21 protein-coding genes are annotated in these 23821 nt (G+C 57.7%); 15 read left to right on the top strand and 6 right to left on the bottom strand.

Features of this window, described 5'->3' with window-relative positions; genetic code table 11:
- Positions 1-15: 15 nt before the first annotated feature.
- From deoC to rlmH, 5 genes are all read left to right on the top strand, one after another.
- A complete protein-coding gene (gene deoC / locus ACTG4M_RS01855) occupies positions 16-1008 on the top strand; it encodes a deoxyribose-phosphate aldolase (protein WP_439121928.1) in 993 nt (330 codons plus the stop codon).
- Positions 1009-1017: 9 nt separating this feature from the next.
- Positions 1018-1311: a hypothetical protein gene (locus ACTG4M_RS01860; protein ID WP_439121929.1), complete on the top strand. Its 294-nt coding sequence runs from the start codon at positions 1018-1020 to the stop codon at positions 1309-1311.
- Entirely contained in the window at positions 1308-3656 is a 2349-nt protein-coding gene (locus ACTG4M_RS01865) for an aldehyde dehydrogenase family protein (protein WP_439121930.1), read from the top strand. Before ACTG4M_RS01860 ends, ACTG4M_RS01865 begins: the two co-directional genes overlap by 4 nt.
- 152 nt (positions 3657-3808) lie before the next feature.
- The gene (gene rsfS, locus ACTG4M_RS01870) at positions 3809-4174 is read left to right on the top strand and encodes a ribosome silencing factor (RefSeq protein WP_439121931.1); all 366 of its coding nucleotides are present in this window, start codon (positions 3809-3811) and stop codon (positions 4172-4174) included.
- A 1-nt stretch (position 4175) separates the two neighbouring features.
- Positions 4176-4649 carry a 23S rRNA (pseudouridine(1915)-N(3))-methyltransferase RlmH gene (gene rlmH, locus ACTG4M_RS01875; protein ID WP_439121932.1) on the top strand — a complete coding sequence of 158 codons (474 nt, stop codon included), beginning with the start codon at positions 4176-4178 and terminating at the stop codon, positions 4647-4649.
- Positions 4650-4706: 57 nt separating this feature from the next.
- On the opposite strand, the gene ACTG4M_RS01880 is transcribed toward rlmH, so the two are convergent.
- The gene (locus ACTG4M_RS01880) at positions 4707-5510 is read right to left on the bottom strand and encodes an undecaprenyl-diphosphate phosphatase (protein WP_439121933.1); all 804 of its coding nucleotides are present in this window, start codon (positions 5508-5510) and stop codon (positions 4707-4709) included.
- A gap of 220 nt (positions 5511-5730) precedes the next feature.
- Here ACTG4M_RS01880 and ACTG4M_RS01885 point away from each other — a divergent pair, with 220 nt between their 5' ends.
- The 4 genes from ACTG4M_RS01885 to ACTG4M_RS01900 are packed head-to-tail and all read left to right on the top strand — an operon-like array spanning position 5731 to position 14429.
- Positions 5731-7164: an NAD(P)-dependent oxidoreductase gene (locus ACTG4M_RS01885; RefSeq protein WP_439121934.1), complete on the top strand. Its 1434-nt coding sequence runs from the start codon at positions 5731-5733 to the stop codon at positions 7162-7164.
- Positions 7161-7622, top strand: coding sequence for a GFA family protein (locus ACTG4M_RS01890; RefSeq protein WP_439121935.1), 462 nt, complete (start codon positions 7161-7163; stop codon positions 7620-7622). The genes ACTG4M_RS01885 and ACTG4M_RS01890 overlap by 4 nt, the downstream gene beginning before the upstream one ends.
- On the top strand, positions 7619-12157 hold the full coding sequence (gene gltB / locus ACTG4M_RS01895; protein ID WP_439121936.1) for a glutamate synthase large subunit: 4539 nt from the start codon (positions 7619-7621) through the stop codon (positions 12155-12157). The genes ACTG4M_RS01890 and gltB overlap by 4 nt, the downstream gene beginning before the upstream one ends.
- A gap of 34 nt (positions 12158-12191) precedes the next feature.
- Positions 12192-14429, top strand: coding sequence for a sterol desaturase family protein (locus ACTG4M_RS01900; protein ID WP_439121937.1), 2238 nt, complete (start codon positions 12192-12194; stop codon positions 14427-14429).
- Positions 14430-14434: 5 nt separating this feature from the next.
- Here ACTG4M_RS01900 and ACTG4M_RS01905 read toward each other — a convergent pair whose 3' ends face one another.
- Positions 14435-14782: a hypothetical protein gene (locus ACTG4M_RS01905; RefSeq protein ID WP_439121938.1), complete on the bottom strand. Its 348-nt coding sequence runs from the start codon at positions 14780-14782 to the stop codon at positions 14435-14437.
- Between the two features lie 157 nt (positions 14783-14939).
- Here ACTG4M_RS01905 and mtgA point away from each other — a divergent pair, with 157 nt between their 5' ends.
- From mtgA to msrA, 6 genes are all read left to right on the top strand, one after another.
- On the top strand, positions 14940-15725 hold the full coding sequence (mtgA, locus tag ACTG4M_RS01910; protein ID WP_439122006.1) for a monofunctional biosynthetic peptidoglycan transglycosylase: 786 nt from the start codon (positions 14940-14942) through the stop codon (positions 15723-15725).
- Positions 15726-15847: 122 nt separating this feature from the next.
- The gene (gene fzlA / locus ACTG4M_RS01915) at positions 15848-16513 is read left to right on the top strand and encodes an FtsZ-binding protein FzlA (protein WP_439121939.1); all 666 of its coding nucleotides are present in this window, start codon (positions 15848-15850) and stop codon (positions 16511-16513) included.
- Positions 16514-16610: 97 nt separating this feature from the next.
- Positions 16611-17669: a tRNA epoxyqueuosine(34) reductase QueG gene (gene queG / locus ACTG4M_RS01920; RefSeq protein WP_439121940.1), complete on the top strand. Its 1059-nt coding sequence runs from the start codon at positions 16611-16613 to the stop codon at positions 17667-17669.
- A 27-nt stretch (positions 17670-17696) separates the two neighbouring features.
- Positions 17697-19706 carry a hydantoinase/oxoprolinase N-terminal domain-containing protein gene (locus ACTG4M_RS01925; protein WP_439121941.1) on the top strand — a complete coding sequence of 670 codons (2010 nt, stop codon included), beginning with the start codon at positions 17697-17699 and terminating at the stop codon, positions 19704-19706.
- Positions 19707-19771: 65 nt separating this feature from the next.
- Complete coding sequence (msrB, locus tag ACTG4M_RS01930) at positions 19772-20221, top strand: peptide-methionine (R)-S-oxide reductase MsrB (protein WP_439121942.1); 450 nt, start codon at positions 19772-19774, stop codon at positions 20219-20221.
- Positions 20218-20724, top strand: coding sequence for a peptide-methionine (S)-S-oxide reductase MsrA (msrA, locus tag ACTG4M_RS01935; protein ID WP_439121943.1), 507 nt, complete (start codon positions 20218-20220; stop codon positions 20722-20724). The genes msrB and msrA overlap by 4 nt, the downstream gene beginning before the upstream one ends.
- 59 nt (positions 20725-20783) lie before the next feature.
- On the opposite strand, the gene ACTG4M_RS01940 is transcribed toward msrA, so the two are convergent.
- From ACTG4M_RS01940 to ACTG4M_RS01955, 4 genes are all read right to left on the bottom strand, one after another.
- Positions 20784-21215, bottom strand: coding sequence for a glyoxalase superfamily protein (locus ACTG4M_RS01940; RefSeq protein ID WP_439121944.1), 432 nt, complete (start codon positions 21213-21215; stop codon positions 20784-20786).
- Between the two features lie 308 nt (positions 21216-21523).
- The gene (gene plsY, locus ACTG4M_RS01945; protein WP_439121945.1) at positions 21524-22135 is read right to left on the bottom strand and encodes a glycerol-3-phosphate 1-O-acyltransferase PlsY; all 612 of its coding nucleotides are present in this window, start codon (positions 22133-22135) and stop codon (positions 21524-21526) included.
- Positions 22135-23430 carry a dihydroorotase gene (gene pyrC / locus ACTG4M_RS01950; protein ID WP_439121946.1) on the bottom strand — a complete coding sequence of 432 codons (1296 nt, stop codon included), beginning with the start codon at positions 23428-23430 and terminating at the stop codon, positions 22135-22137. Before pyrC ends, plsY begins: the two co-directional genes overlap by 1 nt.
- A 1-nt stretch (position 23431) precedes the next feature.
- The gene (locus ACTG4M_RS01955) at positions 23432-23821 is read right to left on the bottom strand and encodes a hypothetical protein (RefSeq protein ID WP_439121947.1); all 390 of its coding nucleotides are present in this window, start codon (positions 23819-23821) and stop codon (positions 23432-23434) included.

Consider the following 23821-nt stretch of genomic DNA (forward strand, 5'->3'; position numbering starts at 1 on the left):
AGGAGTGAGTGTTTCATGCAAACTCAGACATCGCAGACAGAGACCTTGCATTTGCCGCAGACGCTTGAGGTGCGCAATCAGGGGATGGGGTTGGACCTTGATTGGGTGATGCGTGCGACAGCGAACCGGTCTGCCATTGAACGGCGCGCGGCGACATTGCCGGGGCGGCGGTCGGTCAAGAAAGATCATCAGGCGGCATGGCTTTGCCGGGCCGTGACTTGTATCGATCTCACGACGCTGGCTGGCGATGACACGGTTGGACGCGTCGCGCGACTTTGTGCGAAGGCACGGCAGCCGGTGCGGGCTGATCTTTTGAATACGCTTGGTATGGACGGGCTGACCGTTGGAGCAGTCTGTGTATACCACGATATGGTCGAAGCGGCCGTTGACGCGTTGGCCGGGTCGGGGATTCCGGTTGCTGCAGTCAGCACGGGGTTCCCGGCGGGCCTTTCGCCTTTTCACCTGCGGGTGGCCGAGATCGAGGAGAGCGTGAAAGCCGGAGCCGCCGAGATCGACATCGTGATATCGCGCCGGCATGTGCTGACTGGCAATTGGCAGGCGCTTTATGACGAGATGCGGGCCTTCCGTGCTGCCTGTGGTGAAGCGCATGTGAAGGCCATTCTGGCGACGGGCGAATTGGGCACGTTGCAGAATGTCGCGCGTGCATCTTTGGTTTGCATGATGGCGGGGGCCGATTTCATCAAGACCTCGACCGGCAAGGAAAGTGTCAATGCTACGCTGCCAGTGTCCCTGGTGATGATCCGGGCAATCCGCGATTATTTCGAAGAGACCGGGTATCGCGTTGGCTACAAACCGGCTGGCGGAATTTCAAAAGCGAAAGATGCGTTGGTGTATCTGGCTTTGTTGAAAGAGGAGTTGGGGGATCATTGGCTGCACAATGATCTCTTCCGTTTTGGGGCGTCGTCCCTTTTGGGGGATATCGAACGCCAGTTGGAGCATCACGTCACGGGGGCTTATTCGGCGTCTTGGCGACATGCAGCGGGATGAGGCGGCGCAATGGGCAATAATCCGGTTGTTTTGTTGTTTGGCCTGTCAGCGCTGATGTGGCTTGGTGCGCAGAATTGGCGGCGCCGCAAGCTGAAGCGTGCTGTGCGCGACTTGCCGACTTTGATGCAACGTATGCTAGGGCCTGAACCTGCGTTTGACCCTCCAGCCGATCCGCCGGATGCCTTGCAGCGATTTGCGGTACTGCATGATCGCACACGTCGGGTGGAATGGGTTGTCCGCAGCGTTGCGATCCTGTGGCTGGGCTATGTTGTTTTCCTGCTTTTGAAAGGCACCTTCCAATGACCGTGCAAGAGATTTTTGAGAGTATGGACTACGGGACCGCGCCGGAATCGGCAGGCGACGCATTGGCATGGCTGGTCGATCAGGGGGATCGGTTTGGACATTTCATCTACGGTGCGATTACCGACCCCTGTGATGTGTTCGAAAGCCGCAATCCTGCAACGGGCGAGGTGCTGTCGCATGTGTCTCAGGCGTCGCAAGCGGATGTCGATGCCGCTGTTGCAGCCGCCCGAAAGACGCAAAGGGCTTGGGCCAAGCTGGGCGGTGCAGGCCGTGCGCGGTACATCTATGCAATTGCGCGGCTCATGCAGAAACATGCGCGGCTGTTTGCAGTGCTGGAGACCTTGGACAACGGCAAGCCGATCCGTGAGAGCCGGGATATCGACGTGCCTTTGGCGCAGCGGCATTTCTACTATCACGCTGGGCAAGCACAGTTGTTCGACAGCGAATTTCCCGAGCGGGAGGCACATGGCGTTTGTGGGCAGGTGGTGCCCTGGAATTTCCCGCTGCTCATGTTGGCGTGGAAGGTCGCTCCGGCATTGGCTGCCGGCAATACGGTGGTTTTGAAACCAGCGGAATACACCTCGCTCACTGCGCTGTTGTTTGCCGATATCTGCCGTCAGGCCGGGCTGCCGAAAGGGGTGGTCAATATCGTGACCGGTGATGGCGCTGTGGGTGAAATGATTGTCACACATCCCGGCGTGGACAAGGTGGCGTTCACCGGATCGACGGCGGTGGGGCGGCGTATTCGAGAGGCGACCGCGGGATCGGGCAAGGCGCTGACCTTAGAGCTGGGCGGCAAGTCCCCGTATATTGTCTTCGAGGATGCGGATCTGGACAGCGCAGTCGAAGGGCTGGTCGATGCGATCTGGTTCAATCAAGGACAGGTCTGCTGTGCAGGCTCGCGCCTTTTGGTGCAGGAAGGCGTTGCTGATCGGTTCCATACCAAGCTGAAAGCGCGGATGGACAAGCTGCGGGTCGGGTCGCCGTTGGACAAGTCGATCGATGTCGGCGCGATTGTTGACCCCAAGCAGTTGGAAACCATCACAGGTCTGGTCGACAGTAACAGCGCGGGCGAGACCTATCGCGCGAATTGCGAGTTGCCGGAAACGGGGTGCTTCTATCCACCGACGCTGATCACTGGGCTAAGCACGGCGGATGCGCTGATGCAGGAAGAGATCTTTGGGCCGGTTCTTGTAGGGACGACGTTCCGCACGCCATCTGAGGCGGTCGATTTGGCGAACAACACGCGCTATGGGTTGGCGGCAACTTTGTGGTCCGAGAATATCAACGTCGCTTTAGACATCGCGCCGAAGCTGGCAGCGGGTGTGGTTTGGATCAATGGAACCAATATGTTTGATGCGGCAGCACCGTTCGGTGGCGTGCGCGAAAGTGGGTTTGGGCGTGAAGGTGGGGCCGAAGGGATGATGGCCTACACCAAACCCTGCGGTACGGGCAAAGCGCTGGGCAAAATTGAAGGCTTTAGCAGTGGACCCGATACGGAGCCTCAGGCCGTGGACCGGACGGCAAAGCTCTATGTCGGGGGTAAGCAAGCGCGGCCTGACGGGGGCTATGCCTATGAGGTGTTTTCCAAAGCGGGCAAGCTGATCGGGCAAGCGCCCTTGGCGAACCGTAAAGACGTACGCAACGCTGTTGAAGCGGCGCGCGGTGCGAAAGGCTGGGCTGGAACAACCGCGCATCTGCGGGCGCAGATCCTCTATTACATCGCCGAGAATTTGGCCGCCCGGAAAGAAGAGTTTGCCACGCGGATCAACCAGATGACGGGCGGACGTACCGGCGCGAAAGAGGTGGACGCCTCGGTCAATCGACTGTTCACTTATGGTGCTTGGGCGGACAAGTTTGACGGGCGCGTGGCGCAGGTGCCTTTGCGGGGTGTGGCCCTTGCGATGCGAGGCCCCTGCGGCGTGATTGGGGCTTTTTGCCCGGATGATTATCCGCTTCTGGGTCTTGTGTCGGTGATGGCACCGGCCATCGCGATGGGCAATCGCGTCGTGCTTGTGGCGTCGGAACCGTTCCCGCTGGCGGCGACGGATTTCTATCAGGTGCTTGACACGTCAGACGTGCCCGGAGGCGTGGTCAACATCCTGACAGGACGTCACGCAGAGTTGGCCACGACATTTGCGCAACATATGGATCTGGAGGCCGTTTGGTCGTTTTCGTCGTCCGACCTGTCTGCCGAGATCGAACGTGGGGCTGCGTTGAATCTTAAGCGAACATGGGTGAATAACGGCTGCTCGCGCGATTGGATGGGGCCCGATGGCGAGGGGCGTCTGTTCCTTGCTGCGGCGACCGAAACCAAGACGGTCTGGGTTCCGTACGGCGCATGATTGCCAATTTTCGCAAGGGTCATTGAGAATCCACTGATGCAGTGTTATTTTTGTAATACCCAGCGCCGGGGCGGAACGGCGTGTATACTTAGGAGGACGATGTCCTGTCTCTTCAATCGGATGTGGCACATGCCACGGACGGGGGTCTGCCAATGACGGGCACGCCCGGAAACGGATCAGCCAGCGACGCGACGCTCGCGGCGATTCTCTCTGAACTTAACGACAACAAAGCCGAAGACATCGTGCAGATCGACTTGCGCGGAAAAACGTCGATTGGCGACTACATGGTTGTATGCTCGGGTCGGTCGACCCGTCAGGTGTCTGCTTTGGCTGAAAAGCTGCTTGAGATGCTCAAGTCCGAGCGCGGGATCCTGTCCAAGGTCGAGGGCAAGGAAACCGGCGATTGGGTGCTGATCGATACGGGTGATGTGATTGTTCACATTTTCCGTCCCGAGGTGCGCGAATTTTACCAGTTGGAAAAGATGTGGCTCCCGGCTGGGACGGCACTGACCAACTAGGATGCGGGTTCATCTTCGCGCGGTAGGTCGGCTTGCGGGCCGATCAGAGGAACGCGCGCTGGTTGATGACTACCTCTCCCGGTTTTCGCAGACCGGGCGTGGGCTTGGCTGGCGCTTTGAGGGCGAGGCCGAGGTTGAAGACAAGAAGAACGGTGGGATGGCGGCGGAAGCGCTGCTTTTGCGGTCGTCCATCCCGACCGGGTCTTTGATTGTCTGTCTGGATGAGCGGGGAACGCTGATGTCCTCGCCCGATTTTGCCAAAAAGCTTCAAGGATGGGCCGATCAAGGGCGACCGGACGTGACTTTTGTCATTGGTGGTGCTAATGGCATCGACCCGTCGTTGCGCGGTGATGCGGATATGCTGCTGTCTTTCGGCAAGATGGTGTGGCCGCACAAGCTTGTTCGGGTGATGATCGCCGAACAACTGTATCGGGCGGCGTCAATTGTCGCGGGATCACCCTATCATCGAGTCTAGGCGGATGATGCGTTGACGCACCACGGCTTTCGATAGACCGAAAATGCGCGGATGTGGTCACGTATAGGCGATAATCAACAGGATCACGCCAAGAACCACGCGGTAGATCACGTAAGGCGTGAAGCTTACTGATTTCAGCAGGCGCATCATAAGCGTCAGCGCGGCCAATGCCGCGAGGAACGCAAAAACGGCTGCGATTGCGGCGTCTCGTAATATGGCCATATTGGCCTCTTGCGCGACCTCGACCCCAAGCAATGTGCCCGAAGCAAGGATTGTCGGGATCGACATCAGCATCGCAAGCCGTGCGGCACTCTCGCGGTCATAGCCTAATTGGCGGCCCGCGGTGATTGTGATGCCTGATCGTGATGTGCCGGGGATCAGGGCGAGCGCTTGCCAGAGGCCCATGATCGCGGCGTCCTTGATGCTCCAGTTTGCGGCTTTCTTGACGGTTGGGCCTGATTGGTCGGCCCAGTAGAGTACGACACCGAATATCAACATCGTCCAGCCGATCACTGCCGTTGAGCGCAACACGTCGTTGTAGCCCGAAAGCTTGAGCGCAAGGCCGCATAGGACGACTGGGATCGTTGCAATGAGCAGGCAAAGCGCCCAAAACGCACCTTGGGTGTCGATCCGACCTCTTGCCAGCCGCCCCACTCCGGTGGTCACGACCTTAACATCGGACCAAAAATAGAGTACTACTGCAACCAATGTGCCGACATGCACAGCGACGTCTAAAGCCTGTCCTTGATCGGTCAGACCGGTCAGATTCGGCAGTAGAATCAGGTGTCCGGATGACGAGATCGGCAAGAATTCCGTAACGCCCTGAATCAAAGCGAGGATAAGCAGGTGGGTCAGGGCCATGTCATGACGTCCGGGTGCGAATTTCGCCTTGGGTATAAAGCCTGTAAAACCAATAGGAAGGATTATTTTAAGTCCGAACCGGACCTAAAATAGCTGCATTGCAGCAAAAGTTTCAGATGTTGGCGGCGAAAATACGAAAAATAGGTCAGCATAAGTGACTTTTCTTTCATGCTACTCTTCTATAACTAAGCGCGACCACATGAAGGGAAGGACGTAAGTCATGGCAAAGCAGCCGATGTTGAAGTTCGTCAAAGTTGAACGCGACATGCCCACAAAGCGTGCTGCCGATGAGCGGCGTGAGGACTTTCATGAGATTTACGCAGAATACGCGGATGCCAAGGCCAAGGAACAGTCGAGCCGCTGTTCCCAATGCGGTGTGCCATATTGCCAGTCGCATTGCCCGCTTCACAACAACATCCCCGATTGGTTGCGCCTGACAGCCGAGGGCCGTTTGCAAGAGGCCTATGAGGTCAGCCAGGCCACCAACACCTTCCCCGAAATCTGTGGCCGTATTTGCCCGCAGGACCGCCTGTGCGAAGGCAATTGTGTGATCGAACAATCCGGCCATGGCACTGTCACCATCGGGTCAGTCGAGAAGTACATCACCGATACAGCGTGGGAAGAAGGCTGGGTTCTGCCGATCAAGCCCGCGCAGGAACGTAAGGAAAGCGTTGGCATCATCGGGGCGGGACCAGGTGGCTTGGCAGCGGCCGACGTGCTGCGCCGTCAGGGTGTGCAGGTCACAGTCTATGATCGGTATGACCGCGCCGGTGGTTTGCTGACCTATGGCATTCCGGGGTTCAAGCTGGAAAAGCCAGTCGTCATGCGCCGCAATGAGCAGTTGGAAAAGGGCGGTGTCCGCTTTGTTCTGAACTGCAACATTGGCGAGGATATGTCGTTCGAAGACATCCGCGAACAGCATGATGCAGTCATCATTGCGACTGGCGTTTACAAGTCGCGCGATCTTGTCGGGCCCGGCTCTGGTGCTGATGGTATCGTTAAGGCGCTAGATTATTTGACCGCGTCGAACCGCAAGAGCTTTGGTGATGACGTATCCGAATTCGACAGTGGCAAGCTGAACGCCGAAGGCAAGAAGATCGTCGTGATCGGCGGCGGAGACACCGCAATGGACTGTGTCCGTACAGCGATCCGTCAGGGTGCCGAATCTGTGAAGTGTCTGTATCGCCGTGACCGTGCCAACATGCCGGGTTCGCAGCGCGAAGTGCAGAACGCCGAGGAAGAAGGCGTGCAGTTCGAATGGCTGACTGCGCCTAAAGGCTTTACTGGTGATCCGGTGGATGGTGTGATCGTGGAACGGATGCGTCTGGGCTTGCCCGACGCTACAGGTCGTCAAATGCCTGAAGTCATCGAAGGCTCGGATTACATCGAGCCCGCGGATATCGTCATTAAAGCGCTGGGCTTTGAGCCAGAAGAACTGCCGACGCTCTGGGGGGTGCCTGAACTTGAAGTGACCCGCTGGGGCACGATCAAGGCCGAGTTCACGACGGGTGCGACTGCGTTGCCGGGTGTTTATGCCGTCGGTGATATCGTGCGCGGTGCGTCGCTGGTTGTTTGGGCGATCCGCGATGGGCGCGATTGTGCTGAAGCCGTATTGCAGCAGTTGAACGGTGCGAGTGCCGTCGCTGCGGAATGAGCGACCTGGCCGCCCCTTTTCGCCGAACCGGCACGCTTGACGGCATGTGCTTGTGCGGCGCGACCCGTGTTGGCATCGACGGCGATTACGTTGCCGCCGTCGGCATATGCCATTGCAGGAAGTGTCGCGTTTGGACCGGGACGATCACCGGTTATTTCATGGCGTCGCCAGAGGCGGTGCATGTGGAAGGTCCGGTCAAGACCTATGCCTCAACGCCTTTTGCAACGCGGGCATTTTGCGAAGTGTGCGGAACCAACCTTTGGCTGCGCAACAACGAACCGGAAGACGATTACGAGTTTGTGCCTGCTCTTTTCACAGACGCAGATGCATTCCCGGTGATCTCAGAGATTTACTGTGATCGCGCGCCTGCCTATGGGCAGCTGAAAGGCGACCACAAACGTGCCACGCAGGCGCAATACGAAGCGAATAATCCCTTTGTCGAAGGAGACACGCCATGACCAAGTATGATGCAGATTGGGTCCGTTCCGAGGAAGCCAAGCGCACGTGGATGGCCGAGAATGGCCTCTATTCGGAAGAGGACGAGCACTCGTCCTGTGGCGTTGGCCTTGTGGTCAGCCTTGATGGCAAGCCGTCGCGTAAGGTGGTCGAAGCGGGGATCGACGCGCTCAAGGCGATCTGGCACCGCGGCGCTGTGGATGCGGATGGCAAGACCGGCGATGGTGCAGGCATTCACGTACAGATCCCGGCACCGTTCTTTTACGACCAGATCGAACGCACGGGCCACACACCGCGCATGGATGAATTGATGGCGATTGGTCAGGTGTTCCTGCCGCGCACCGATTTCAGCGCGCAGGAAACGTGCCGGACGATTGTCGAAACCGAAGTCTTGCGGATGGGTTATTACATTTACGGCTGGCGGCATGTGCCCGTCAGCGTGGGATGCCTTGGTGAAAAGGCCAATGCGACCCGGCCCGAGATTGAGCAGATCATCATTTCCAACTCCAAAGGCGTCGACGAAGAGACCTTTGAGCGCGAGCTGTATGTGATCCGTCGTCGGATCGAAAAGGCGGCTGCCGGGGCTGGTGTCGGTCAACTGTATATTGCGTCACTGTCATGCCGTTCGATCATTTACAAAGGCATGATGCTGGCCGAGCAGGTGGCGGAGTTCTATCCCGACCTTCAAGATGACCGCTTCGAGAGCGCTTTTGCGATCTATCACCAGCGCTATTCGACAAACACCTTCCCACAGTGGTGGTTGGCGCAGCCATTCCGCATGTTGGCGCACAATGGCGAGATCAACACGCTCAAGGGCAACGTCAACTGGATGAAAAGCCACGAGATCCGCATGGCATCGTCTGCGTTTGGTGACATGGCCGAAGACATCAAGCCGATCATCGCAAATGGCGCGTCGGATTCGGCGGCATTGGACGCGGTGTTCGAAGTGCTGGTTCGCGCTGGTCGCAATGCGCCGATGGCCAAGACTATGCTGGTGCCTGAGTCGTGGTCGAAGCAGGCCATAGAACTACCCGAGGCGTGGCGCGACATGTATTCCTACTGCAACTCGGTGATGGAGCCGTGGGACGGCCCAGCCGCACTTGCCATGACCGATGGTCGTTGGGTCTGTGCCGGTTTGGACCGCAACGGCCTGCGTCCGATGCGCTATGTCGTGACCGGTGATGGAATGCTGATTGCTGGCTCCGAGGCGGGCATGGTGCCGATCGACGAAGGCACTGTGCGTGAAAAGGGCGCGCTTGGGCCGGGGCAATTGCTTGCTGTCGATATGAAAGAAGGCAAGCTGTACCACGACCTCGAGATCAAGAACAAACTGGCTGCCAGCCAGCCATTTGGTGAATGGGTCGGCAAGATCAACGAACTTGATGAAGAACTGGGTCGCGTGACCGAAGCGCCGATGTTCGAGGCAGGCGAATTGCGCCGTCGTCAGATCGCGGCGGGCTATACCATCGAAGAGATTGAGCAGGTTCTGGCCCCGATGGCCGAAGACGGCAAAGAGGTGTTGGCCTCGATGGGTGATGACACGCCTTCTGCAGTTCTTTCGAAAAAGTACCGCCCGTTGTCGCACTATTTCCGTCAAAACTTTAGCCAGGTGACCAACCCGCCGATCGACAGTTTGCGCGAATTCCGCGTGATGAGCCTTAAGACGCGGTTCGGCAACCTGAAGAACGTGTTGGACGAGTCCAGCGCTCAGACCGAGATCCTTGTTCTTGATAGTCCGTTTGTCGGCAACGCGCAGTTCAGGGAACTGGCCAACCACTTTAACGCCGGCCTCTGCGAGATCGACTGTACCTTCCCGGCTACCGGGGAACAGGGGGCGTTGCAGGTGGCGCTGGAGCGTATCCGCTCTGAGGCGGAAGACGCGGTGCGTTCGGGTGCTGGGCATATCACTCTGACAGACGAGTATTGTGGCGACGGCAAAGTGGCGATGCCGATGATCCTTGCCACCAGTGCCGTGCACAGCCATTTGACGCGCAAGGGTTTGCGGACCTTCTGTTCGATCAATGTGCGGTCGGCAGAATGTATCGACCCTCATTACTTTGCTGTTCTGATCGGCGCAGGTGCGACCGTTGTGAACGCCTATCTGGCCGAGGATTCGCTGGCAGACCGGATTAAGCGCGGTTTGTTGGACCTGACCTTGACCGAGGCTGTTGCGAAGTATCGCGAGGCCGTTGATCAGGGCTTGCTCAAGATCATGTCTAAGATGGGAATCTCGGTCATCTCGTCTTATCGCGGCGGTCTGAACTTTGAGGCCGTGGGCCTGAGCCGCGCGATGTGTGCGGAGTACTTCCCCGGCATGCTGAGCCGTATTTCGGGCATCGGCCTAAACGGCCTTCAGCGCAAAGCCGAGGAAATCCACGCGCTGGGCTTCTGGGGTGGTCAGGATGTATTGCCGATTGGTGGTTTCTACAAGGCGCGCAAATCTGGCGAAACTCATGCTTGGGGTGCGCAAACGATGCACCTAATGCAGATGGCGTGCAATAAAGCGTCATATGAGGTCTGGAAGACCTACTCCAAGGCGATGCAAGCGAACCCGCCGATCCATCTGCGCGACCTGTTGGCGATTAAGCCTCTAGGCGACGCGATCCCGTTGGAGCAGGTCGAGTCCATAACGTCGATCCGTAAGCGGTTCGTGACACCGGGCATGTCGCTGGGCGCATTATCGCCCGAGGCGCACAAGACGCTGAACGTTGCGATGAACCGGATCGGCGCAAAGTCCGACAGCGGTGAAGGCGGTGAAGACCCGGCGCATTTCGTGCCGGAGCCCAATGGTGACAACCCGTCTGCAAAGATCAAGCAGGTGGCGTCTGGCCGTTTTGGTGTGACCGCAGAATACCTGAACCAGTGCGAAGAGCTTGAGATCAAGGTCGCCCAGGGTGCCAAGCCCGGTGAGGGTGGTCAGCTGCCGGGGATGAAAGTCACCGACCTAATCGCCCGCCTGCGCCATTCGACCAAGGGTGTGACGCTGATTTCACCGCCGCCGCATCACGACATCTATTCGATCGAAGATCTTGCGCAGCTGATCTACGACCTCAAGCAGATCAATCCGCGCTGTAAGGTGACCGTCAAGCTGGTGGCGTCTTCGGGTGTTGGCACGATTGCCGCCGGTGTGGCCAAGGCCAAGGCGGATGTGATCCTTATCTCGGGTCACAACGGTGGCACAGGTGCGTCACCTGCGACGTCGATCAAATATGCTGGTCTGCCATGGGAAATGGGTCTGACCGAAGCTCATCAGGTTCTGTCGATGAACAAGCTGCGGGATCGTGTGACCCTGCGGACCGATGGCGGCCTGCGCACGGGGCGCGACATCGTCATGGCGGCAATGCTTGGGGCCGAAGAATACGGCATCGGCACAGCCGCGCTCATCGCGATGGGCTGCATCATGGTGCGTCAGTGCCAGTCCAACACCTGCCCGGTTGGTGTGTGTACGCAGGACGAAGACCTGCGTGCAAAATTCACCGGAAACGCTGACAAGGTTGTGAATCTGATCACCTTCTATGCACAGGAAGTGCGCGATGTGCTCGCCTCTATCGGTGCCAAGTCATTGGACGAAGTGATTGGCCGTGCGGATCTGCTCAGTCAGGTCAGCCGTGGGTCGGATCACCTTGACGATCTGGACCTCAATCCGCTCTTGATCCGTGTCGATGGGTCGGACGACATCGTCTATGATCGTACCCGCCCACGCAACGCAGTACCGGATACGCTTGATGCCGAAATCGTGCGCGATGCAGCGCGGTTCCTTGAGGATGGTGAGAAGATGCAGCTGTCCTATGCTGTCCAGAACACGCACCGGACTGTCGGCACACGCACATCGAGCCATATCGTGAAATCGTTTGGCATGCGTAACGCGCTGCAGCCGAACCATTTGACAGTCAAACTCACCGGGTCGGCTGGTCAGTCGCTGGGCGCGTTTGCCGCTCCGGGATTGAAACTCGAAGTGTCGGGTGATGCGAATGACTATGTGGGCAAGGGCCTTTCCGGTGGTACCATCGTTGTACGTCCGCCAATGATGTCGCCGCTGGTGGCTGCGGAGAATACGATCATTGGCAATACTGTGCTTTACGGTGCGACGGATGGTTACCTATTTGCCGCTGGTCGCGCGGGTGAGCGTTTCGCAGTTAGGAACTCGGGTGCGCGCGTCGTGGTCGAGGGCTGTGGATCGAACGGTTGTGAATACATGACCGGCGGCGTTGCGGTGATTCTTGGCGATATTGGTGCAAACTTTGGTGCGGGAATGACCGGGGGTATGGCCTATTTATACGACCCCGAAGGCAAAGCGCAGGCTCTCATGAACATGGAGAGTCTTGTGACCTGTTCGGTCACGGTTGATCACTGGGTTAGCGAGCTGAAGGGCTTGATCGAACGTCATGTCGACGAAACCATGAGTCGCAAGGCGCAGGATATCCTGCAACATTGGGACCTCGAACTGGGTAACTTTGTTCAGGTTTGCCCAAAGGAGATGCTTGATAAGATTAGCCATCCATTGGGGATCGAAAAGACATCAGTTCCAGCGGAATAAACGCAGAACGCACTGAACCTGAAGGACCCGGCCAATGCGCCGGGTCGTTTCGTTTCAGGCCATTGAATACGTATTGGCAACAAAAACGGGCCTCAATACTGCCCAAATGCCGTTTTATCCCGCTCTGGACCCATTTGGAGTTCGGGATATGGAAACACTACAGGCTTTTGTCGCAGCCGCGCTGGACGCGCCGTTCGATCTGAATGTACGGTATTCCATATTCTACATTACGTGCACGATCCTGATCGCCTTTGGGATCTGGAAATATAGGGGCAGCCCGGGCACTTTCGTATCGTGGTTGTTGCCCAAAGAGGTGTATCGGCACAAATCGAACCTCTTGGATATCAAACTGTTCTTCGCCTCGCGCCTCTTTGCCGTACTGGGCGTGTTCGGCGCGGTGTTTTTCCCGACCACGGTCGCGTATGGGCTGTTGGCACAATTCGGTGGACCCGATTACGCGCCGCCGCCTGTGACATGGGCGGGGATTGCGATTGTGACGGCCATCATCGTGGTCGTGACCGATTTTTGCAAATATTGGGCCCATCGCGCGCATCACGAATGGCGCGCACTTTGGCCGTTTCATGCAGTCCATCATTCCGCAGATGTGCTGACCCCGCTCACCGTTCAGCGTGTGCATCCGCTGGAGCCGATGATCAATTCGATGCTGATGACCCTGTTCGTCGGGATTGCCCAAGGTCTTGCGCTGTATTTCCTTGTGGGCGAGCTCAGCATGCTGACGATTGGTGGGGCGAACGCAGCGTATTTCCTGTTCAACGCACTGGGTGCGAATTTCCGACATAGCCATATCTGGATCAGCTATGGGCGGGCTCTGGAACACATTCTAATTTCGCCAGCGCAGCATCAGATTCACCATTCCGTCGCGGTAAAGCATCACGATAAAAACTATGGTTCGATCTTTGCCATCTGGGACTGGATGTTCGGCACGCTCTATATCCCGGATTCTTACGAGGACCTGACATTCGGTGTCTCTGACGCCGAGGGTAATCGGAAGGAGCAACCATATCCGACGCTGGTTGCAGCGTTGTTTAAACCATTTGCCGAAAGCTTTGAGGCCATCACGGCCAAACTGCACAAGGCAGGTGCATCAGAACGCACCCCCCTAGTGGACGACACACGCATGACGCAGGGCTTTTCCTTGTGGCTTGATACGCTCCGGGCTGGGGCTGCGCTGACGGTGCTGTTCGGGCATATGGCGCATGTGCGATTTACCGGTGGCGACTACCAATTTCTGCGCGACTGGAACGTGGCCAGTGATGCGGTTGCAGTGTTCTTTGTCTTGTCCGGCGTGGTCATCGCCTATGCTGCGCAGCGCGACGGGACCTTGGGGCGTTATGCGTTCAACCGCGTGACACGTATTATGTCGGTGCTGATCCCGGCACTCTTGCTGACGGTTGTTTTTGACGCCGTTGGAACCGCCACCGATCTGTCGGCCTATCCGGCTCCGTATTATCAAGAACTGTCTTTGGGTGAATTCCTGTGGCGTGGCTTGACTGTGACCAACCTTTGGACCGGAACCACCGATTGGGTGCGGCTGGGGACAAACGGGCCGATCTGGTCGCTTAGCTATGAGGTGGCGTTTTATCTGATCTTCGGAGCTGTGATGTTCCTGAATGGCGCTCTTCGTGTCGCCGTTTTGTTGACGCTGGTTCTGTTGGTCGGCCCGCCCGTGCTGGCGCTGTTGCCTGCGTGGTGGATCGGTGTGCTGGTCTGGCGTCACGCCTCTGCGCTCGTCTCTGATGCCGGGCAAACCCGGTCGTGGGTGTTGGCTGTGGGCAGCATCGTGGCATTGGTTGCGATGAAGATGTCAGCGATCCCTGCAGACCTCGAAAGCCTGACTGCCCGATTGCTGGCCCCAAATGATCACCATGCCGTTTTGGTATATTCGAACGAAGTGCTTTGGAACACGGTTATCGCGGTGTGCCTCGCTCTCCATCTGGTTGGAGTTCGTCACCTTGCAGCGACATGGGAGAACCGCCCGGAAAGGGCGCTTGCCAAATCAATCCGTTGGGTCGCAGGAGGGAGCTTTTCGCTCTACCTCATGCATTACCCAACGCTGCATCTTTTGGATGCGACACTTCCCGAAACAATGCCGGGATATCAGCTGTGGCTTTTGGGTCTGACCTTGGCCATCTGCTTTGGCTTTGCGGCGCTGTTTGAACGGCCCATCCGGCAGTATCGCGCTGGCTTGGTCAAAATCTGGGAACGCCTTGCACCGCATGTTCCCACTATCGGACGGAGGACGGTTCCATGACGCGTTTAGCTTGCCAAGATTGTCAGAATGCCAAAAACGGCGGGTGTGGCCGCGCCAAGGCAGGTCAGCCAGAATTTCCAATCTCTTTTCTGACCAGTCACGCGCAACAGGCCCCCAAAGCCAAGCCCGAGGCCAATCATAAATCCCGGCAGGGCAATCGCACCGCTCATCGCAACTGACAGCCAAGGCTCAATGTACCCGGCATAGACCAAAAGCCAGAGGGTCAGCGCGGCGATAGCGGCTAGGGCGGCAATGCCGATTCCTTGAACAATCGCTTGCTGCGCATGGGTATAGGCCAGCGCCAAAGACAAGCTTGCGGTGTAAAAGGCAAGGATAACAAGAAGCAGGATCATGACTGTGGTCTTGTTGGATATCGTTCGAAAGTAAACAGGTTTCATCGTGTTGCCACGAGGATGCCCAGTTTGCACCGAATACAGTTCGTAACCACGTGAATGATGAGATCTGAAGGGGATGTTTTCTTGCATGGCTGTTACGCCTAATGTGCCTGCAATGGCAGGTGGAAAACCCAAATCGTCATCTCAGCAAGGGCCTCGGCTGGACAAGCCGAAGGCTAAACGTGCGCGCAAAAGCAAACCGCCTACTCTCGTGGACAAAATCCTTGCGCCCTATCGCTGGCTGATGAAGTGGAGCTTTCGAACGATGCTTGCACTGATCATCCTGACGCTTGTCCTTGTGGGGCTATTTGGCGTGATCAACCCGCCCACAACGCACACGATGTGGTCCGAGGGACGCCGGCTGGGTGCGCCAGTTGACCAAGTGTGGGTTGACGCAGACCGGATTGCACCAGTGATGTTCCGATCCGCTGTCGCGGCAGAAGATGCCAATTTCTGCCTGCATTGGGGTTTTGACGTGGAAGCGATCCAGGCCGCGATCGAAGCTGGGGGCGCGCGTGGAGCGTCGACAATTTCGCAGCAAGTGGTCAAGAACGTGTTCCTGTGGCAGCAGCGATCCTGGGTGCGCAAAGGGATGGAAGCCGTTTTGACCCCGGTATCCGAGGCGATGTGGTCGAAGCGGCGTATCCTTGAGTTGTATCTGAACGTGGCCGAATTCGACGAAGGGGTCTTTGGGGTTCAGGCCGCAGCAGTGCATTATTTTGGCGTTAATGCCCGTGATTTGAGTGCGCTTCAGGCGGCGCGGCTGGCGGCGGTGTTGCCGTCGCCCAAAACCCGATCAGCATCAAGACCCAGCAATTTCGTCGAACGTCGTGCGCGGTCGATAAGGGCTGGCGCTGAGACGATCAATCAAGACGGACGGGCCGCCTGTTTTCAGGAATGACCCAAGCCGAGTGAGACGAAAACCGCGCGTCTGAGATTAAACCGGCGTGGGACCATTGTATTGCAGGTCGCTTCACGGCAATTAGGGTTTGATTGACCCAACATCTTCCGGACCCGCTTCGCATGGCCAAACTGTATCATGTTCCGTTGTCGCCGTTTTGCCGCAAGGTTCGGTTGAGCCTCGCGGAAAAGAAGATTGAGTGCGAATTGGTGGAAGAGAAATATTGGGAAAAAGACCCGGATTTCTTGCGCCGCAACCCCGCCGCCAAAGTGCCTGTTCTCAAGATCGACGGGCGTACAATGGCCGAGAGTGCTGCGATCTGCGAATATCTTGAAGAAAAGTACCCAGAGCCCCCCTTGATGCCACGGGCTCTTGATGCGCGCTACGAGGTGCGGCGCCTTGTGGGTTGGTTCGATGACAAGTTCCACAATGAGGTGACATCAAAACTGCTTTACGAGCGGGTGAACAAGAAGGTCACCAAGCAGGGCTTTCCAGACAGCGGCAACGTCAAGGCCGGAGCCAAGGCGATCAAGTATCACTTGGATTACATGGCGTGGCTTCTCGACCATCGCCGCTGGTTGGCTGGCGATACGATGACGCTGGCTGATTTCGCTGCTGCCGCGCATTTGTCGTCGCTGGACTATATTCGTGATGTGGATTGGAATCGCAGTGATGCGGTCAAGGACTGGTATGCTAAGATCAAGTCGCGCCCCGCGTTTCGGTCTATCCTGGCGGATCAAGTGCCGGGCTTTCCGCAGCCGCCGCATTATGCCGATCTGGATTTCTGAAGAGCGCCGGATTTTTCGGGCGAAAAATCCACCATTGTGGGGCCAGCCCCCCAAAACCCACTGAGGTATTTCAGGCCTAAAGAAGCAAAGGTGTGTCTTGGAGCTGACGGTACGTTTGAAGGCGCAGGCATTGGCAGAAGGTTTCTCTGATTGTCGCATCTGTCGGCCTTGGGATGTGCCGGATGTGCCGGCGCGGCTGCAGGCGTTTCTGGATGCCGGGCATCAAGGCCAGATGGGATGGTTGGCTGAGCGCACGCACTGGCGTGGCGCACCGCAGGTACTTTGGCCTGAGGCGCAGTCAGTGATCGTGCTGGCGGAAAACTATGGCCCTGAGCATGATCCATTGGAGGTGCTAGAACAGCCCGAACAGGCCGCGATTTCAGTCTATGCGCAGAACCGCGATTATCATGGCGTGGTCAAGAAGCGGCTCAAGCGGCTGGCCCGATGGTTGATTGCCGAGGCCGGGGGCGAGGTGAAGGTATTTGTCGATACCGCACCCGTACCTGAGAAACCCTTGGGGCAAGCATCAGGACTTGGGTGGCAGGGCAAACACACGAACCTGGTATCCCGGAATCTTGGGTCATGGTTTTTTATTGGTTCAGTTTTTACGACGCTAAATCTCAAGACGGACGCCCCCGAGGTCGATCACTGCGGGTCGTGCCGAGCCTGTTTGGATGTTTGCCCGACCGATGCATTTCCCGCACCATACCAATTGGATGCACGGCGCTGCATTTCTTATCTGACGATCGAACATCACGGCCCCGTTGAAGAGGATCTGCGCTCTTTGATGGGCAATCGGATCTATGGGTGCGACGATTGCCTTGCGGTATGTCCTTGGAATAAGTTCGCCAGCCGCGCGGAAGAGGTAAAGTACCACGCCCGCGACGATCTTTTTTCGCCTGATTTGGCCCAGCTTGCGCAATTGGATGATGCCGCGTTCCGGGCGCGTTTTTCTGGTTCTCCCATCAAGCGGATCGGGCGCAATCGGTTTGTCCGCAATGTGCTTTATGCAATCGGCAATTCAGGGTCGGACCGATTGCTGCCCATAGCGCAAGGGTTGATTGATGATGAGAACGAAACCGTTGCTGACGCGGCGCGCTGGGCAGTGATGCGACTTGCCGATGTCGCAAACACGCGTGCCGGTGCTGACGACTAGTTTAGGTCAGGTTCGGGGAGCGGCTTTATGGCAATTCTTTTGGGTGTGGACACCGGCGGTACTTATACCGATGCGGTGCTGATGCGCGATGAAGAGGCTGTAATCGCCAGTGCCAAGGCGCTGACGACACGGCATGATCTGGCCATTGGTGTGCGCGAAGCGGTCAAGGCTGTGCTGGCGGTATCGGATATCACCCCGAGTGATATCGCGCTCGCGTCTCTATCGACCACGCTGGCCACCAATGCACTTGTCGAGGGCCAGGGTGCCCGGGTGGCGCTTATCTATATCGGGTTTTCCGAGCGTGATTTGGCTGCGCAGGGGTTGGCCGACGCGTTGGGCGGTGACCCTGTTCTGGTCATCGCAGGCGGCCATTCTCATGGCGGGGCCGAGGTTGCACCTTTGGATGTCGCAAAGATAACCGCATGGGCCGCCGCTCAGGATGTGTCGGCCTTCGCCATCGCGGCGCAGTTCGGAACGCGGAATCCGGCGCATGAACTGGCCGCACGCGAGGCTGTCAGGGAGGCAACCGGTCTGCCTGTGACATGTTCACATGAACTGTCGGCCAGGCTAGGCGGGCCGAAACGCGCCCTGACCGCTGTACTGAATGCGCGATTGGTTGGTTTGACGCACAGGTTGATTGGCCGGGCCGAGGGTGCGTTGCGGGAACTTGGCATTGATGCGCCGCTTATGGTCGTGCGCGGCGATGGTGCGCTGATGTCATCGATACAGGCGCAAGAGCGACCGATCGAGACCATCCTCAGCGGCCCTGCGGCCTCGATCGTTGGCGCAAGGTGGCTGACCGGTGCAGACCATGCATTGGTGTCGGATATTGGCGGGACGACAACCGACATCGCGGTGCTACGCCATGGGCAGCCGGTGATCGACCCGGATGGTGCGCGGGTCGGTCCACACCGCACCATGGTCGAAGCTGTCGCGATGCGCACTCATGGGTTGGGTGGAGACAGTGAGGTTCACCTGACCACAGAAGGGTTAAGCGGTGGCGTGACCCTTGGGCCGCGACGCGTTCTGCCTGTGGCTTTGGTCGCGAAGGACGCACCCGAGATGGTGCACCGTGCACTGGACGAGCAACTCAATCGTGCAGTGCCGGGGGAATATGATGCGCAGTTTGTGTGCCGTGTCGAAGGTCATGATGCCGTCGGTTTACCGAGCCGCGCGGAGCAAGTGCTTGCACGGATCACGGCTGAGCCACAACCGCTTGGGTCTGTACTGACCAGTCGATTAGAGGCGCAGTCTTTGCGGCTCTTGGTGTCGCGCGGTTTGGTGCAAGTCGCAGGGCCAACGCCAACGGATGCATTGCATGTGTTGGGGCGCTTCACCCATTGGAATGCAGAGGTGTCTGAAAAAGCTTTGGCTTTGCTTGCGCGCAACCGGTCCGGATCTGGTGAACGACATGCACCGGATGCTCATTCGATGGCGGGGCAGATCGTTGAAGCATTGACGCAGGCCACGGGGACCGCCTTGCTTGAGGCGGCCTTTGCCGAAGACGGGATGGAAGACCCGGCGGCGCTCGCCCGACATCCATTGTTGCACAGAGGCTTGCGACAGGTGCCCGGCCTGGTCCGGCTGACCGCTGGTCTTGGCGTACCGGTGGTTGGATTGGGCGCGTCAGCCCAGACGACCTATCCGGCAGTTGGCGACTATTTGAACGCAGAGATGCTGCTGCCCAAGCACGGGGATGTCGCAAATGCCATTGGCGCGGTCACAGGCCGCATTCGGATGCTACGCGAAGGTCTTGTAAGCAGCCCGTCCGAGGGCCTCTATCGTGCGCACTTGCCTGACGCGCCGCTGGATTTTGGCGATGCGGATAGTGCCATGGCGTCGCTGGAAGCTGCGTTAACCGCTGCTGCGACTAATGAAGCCGAAGCGGCAGGTGCAGCATCGGTTCACGTGCAGGTCTGGCGCGAGGTCAAACGTGCCAAGATCGAGGCGCGCGAGATTTTTGTTGAGGCGCGGATCGTGGTCGAGGCCACGGGACGACCAAGCATTGCCGCTCACGACGTGGCGACAGTCCTGTAACAAGGGTTGGACTTGGCCGCGAGCGCGCCATCTATATGATCAAGATGTCGAATGGAGGTGGCCGGATGGCGAAATACGAAAAGAACCCCGATGTGATTGCGACGCTGTCGCCCGAGCAATTCTATGTCACGCAGGAAAGCGGGACGGAACGGCCGGGCACTGGTACCTATCTCGATAACAAAGAGCCGGGCATCTATGTGGATGTCGTTAGCGGTGAGCCGTTGTTCGCGAGCGCGGACAAGTACGAATCTGGTTGTGGCTGGCCTAGTTTTACCAAACCGATCGAGCCCGCGCATATCAACGAACTGCGCGATATGACACATGGGATGATCCGTACCGAGGTTCGTTCGACCCATGGAGATAGTCATTTGGGGCACGTGTTCCCTGACGGTCCGCAAGACCGGGGTGGGCTGAGATATTGCATCAATTCCGCCAGCCTGCGATTCATCCATCGCGACGATATGGAAGACGAGGGCTATGGCGCGTATCTAAATCAAGTGGAGGATGTGGCATGAGTGAACGTGCTGTTTTGGCTGGGGGGTGTTTCTGGGGCATGCAGGATCTGATCCGCAAACTGCCAGGCGTTGAATCGACCCGGGTTGGTTATACTGGCGGCGATGTGCCGAATGCGACCTATCGCAATCATGGTACCCATGCCGAAGGGATCGAGATTGTCTTTGATCCGGCTGTAATTTCCTATCGGCAGTTGCTCGAGTTTTTCTTTCAGATCCACGACCCAACTACGCCAAACCGTCAGGGAAATGATCGCGGAATGAGCTATCGGTCAGCGATCTACTTTGTAGACGACGCGCAGAAGGATTGCGCATTGGATACGATTGCCGATGTGAACGCGTCAGGGATTTGGCCGGGCAAGGTCGTGACCGAAGTAGAGCCGGTCGGTGATTTTTGGGAAGCCGAACCCGAGCATCAGGACTACCTTGAACGGTTCCCGAACGGATATACCTGTCACTTCCCCCGGGCGAATTGGGTTTTGCCGAAACGGGATGCGGCAGAGTAACTGAAGCGTTAACAAAATGATTGGACCGGGCTATGTCCCCGGTCCAATCCTTCCCATGGTTATGGTGCCGATTTGATGACGATTAGCTGCGGCAAGCCGTTTGATGTTTTGCGATGGCTTCTGCCGTCTTCACCAAGCGTGCCGCGGATACGATGACGCCAATTCGAAAAGCTGTCGAACTTCACGGTGTCGACTGGTTTATCGAGTTTGATCTCGATCTGACGAAGATGTGCTGGCCCGGACAATGCGATGATACAGCCATCGAACGGCTGCCCCAAGTAGTGACCAGACACGCGATCCTCCAGTGCAAGTTCGGGGGCGGCAATGCGGTGTGATAGCCGCGCGCGCAGAGTGTTCCAATCGTGCGCGCCATGTTGTCTTGCGATCAGTTCAAGCGCTTGAGCATGGGTGACAGCGGTTCCATTGGTCTGCATCGCCTGTCGGAGCGCTTTGGCCTGAGTTTTGACTGATTCCACTGACACCTGTGTCATGCTTGCCCCCGGTTGGTTGGTGACGCGGTTCCCGCGTACAGCCTTGATGAGGCGGAAAAGCGCATTTTGTATCGGTGGATATAAGGATGTTTTAACATTGCTCACGTCTCCAAAGACGCATTTCGAAACTGGAGGGAGCCTGCGTTACCCACCTGCGAAATGCTTCGAGGGTGAGAAAGTTGTTAATCTCCGGACTTCACCATGACTTGCGTCAGCAGGCGGCAGGTGTCCGACACCTGATTAGGCTGGTACACCGAAGGTTGCACAAAGGCAATCATTTCCAAGAGGAGAGATGCCGACAGGTGTGATCAGGTTTTGCTGCCACCGATCCGGGGCTCTGTACCCGCTTTCAGGCGGGCAAGGTTCGCCCGATGTCGCCACAGGATCAGGCCGGTAAGGATCAGCGTCAGGAAGAAAATTTGTCCTTGTCCGACCAGTATACTGATCAGTGGCGACCAAGCGGCAGCCACCAGTGCAGACAAACTTGAGATACGGCTGATCAAAGCGGTGGCGAGCCATACGGCGCAGGCCAGAACGCCCACGGGCCATGCCAGAGCAAGCATCAGGCCTAGAAAGGTTGCAACGCCTTTGCCGCCTTTGAAGCCCAGCCAAACTGGATAACAGTGGCCCAGAAATGCTGCGAGTGCTGCGAACTGAGCGGCGCTTTCTCCGGCGAATTCGCGCGCCAGTAAAACCGCAACAGCCCCCTTGGCTCCGTCCAACAGCAAAGTTGCTGCGGCTGCGCCTTTGTTTCCAGTTCGCAGCACATTGGTTGCGCCAATATTGCCGGACCCGATTTCCCGCAGGTTTCCAAGGCCCATGGCTTTAGTCAGGATCATCCCGAATGGGATTGACCCCAAAAGGTATCCGATCACAGACCAAAGGGCGAACACAGCAAGGCTCGATTCAAGCAATGGCATTATGTGCTCCGGTAGACCGAGGTTCCGCTGACAAAGGTTTCAAGGACTTTACCCTGAAGTCGTGCACCATCAAAGGGCGTGTTTTTCGACTTTGACTTGAGCTTGAACCGGTCAAGCACGATGGGTTTGTCCGGATCGAACAACACCAGATCAGCAGGAGCGCCTTTGGTCAGGCGACCGCAGTCGAGGCCAAGGCGTTTGGATGGGTTCAACGACAGTGCGCGGAACAGGGTAGGCAGGTCAAGATCGCCGGAATGGTACAGGCGCATCAGAACGGGCAGCATGGTTTCCAAACCAACCGCCCCGCTGGCCGCCTCCTCGAAAGGCAAGCGTTTGCTTTCTTCGTCCTGTGGCGTGTGGAAAGAGCCGATCACGTCGATCAGTCCGGATTTGACCGCTTCGACAACTGTATGCCGGTCATCCTCGGCACGCAGTGGCGGCTTCACCTTAAAGAAAGTGCGGTAGTCGGCGACATCATATTCATTGAGCGTCAGGTGATGCATCGATACGCCTGCGGTCACATCGAACCCGTTGCGCTTGGCTCTCTCCAGTGCGGGCAAGGCGCGGGACGTGGTGATTTGGTCGGCGTGATAGCGTACGCCGGTCATTTCGACCAAAGCGATATCGCGATCCAGCCCCATGCGTTCGGCCATTGGAGTGACGCTGGGCAGGCCGCGCAAAGAGGCGAACTTGCCAGATGTTGTCGCCGCTCCAGCGGACAACGTGGGTTCCTGCGGGTGCCCAACCACCAGCGCACCCAAGGCGCGGGCATAGGTCATCGCTCGGCTGAGAACTTTAGTGTCGCGCACAACGCGGTCGCAATCGGTAAAGGCCACGGCCCCGGCATCCATTAAGAACCCGATCTCGGTCATTTCACGCCCATCTCGCCCCTTGGTGAGCGCGGCCATTGGCAAAACGTGAACGGGTGCCGCTTCGTTCGCGCGGCGACGGACGAACTCAAGCGTTTCAGGAGTGTCGATGGCGGGCATTGTGTCGGGGCGTGTGACAATCGTGGTCACGCCACCTGCCGCCGCCGCCTGTCCAGCGGACCCGTAGCTTTCTTTATGGCGTTCGCCGGGTTCGCAGATCTTGACCCCGATATCGACAATCCCCGGTGCAAGGCATTTGCCGCCAGCATCAATGCGGCTGTCCATTGGAACACTATCGGTGCTGATTTCAGGTGTCGGGGTGTCAAACACTTCGGCAATCACGCCTTTACGGATCAGTACTGCACCAATCTCGACTGTGCCTGCCTCAGGGTCGATCAGCCGTGCGTTTGTGATCAGAGTTGTCATGTCATGCGGCCCGTTTCTGCCGCTCTGTGTTGATCTGATCAATCACAGCTTTTGTGTCCGGCTGGTATTTGATCAGGTGCTTATTCCCGGATTTGGTGATGATCTGGACCGACCCTGCAATCGTCCGCACCTTTACGATCTCGTCAAGCTGCGCCTTGCGTTCGTAAGGGCCTTTCAGACTTGTGCCAGACAGGGTCCAAACTTCTTCCATAACCTCGTCCGCCATGTACCAGCCGCGCAGGGCGACGGCGGCAAAGCCGCCCACTGCGCCGGTCCAAATATGGGGGTTGTCCAGCACCCACAGGATCAGCATCCCAGCCGCCATTGCGATGGCCGTCATGACCGCGTGGGCGCGAATGTAGGTGGCCATGTCAGGTTTGAATTCGATCAT

Source organism: Marivita sp., from assembly GCF_965656765.1.
GTDB lineage: Bacteria > Pseudomonadota > Alphaproteobacteria > Rhodobacterales > Rhodobacteraceae > Marivita.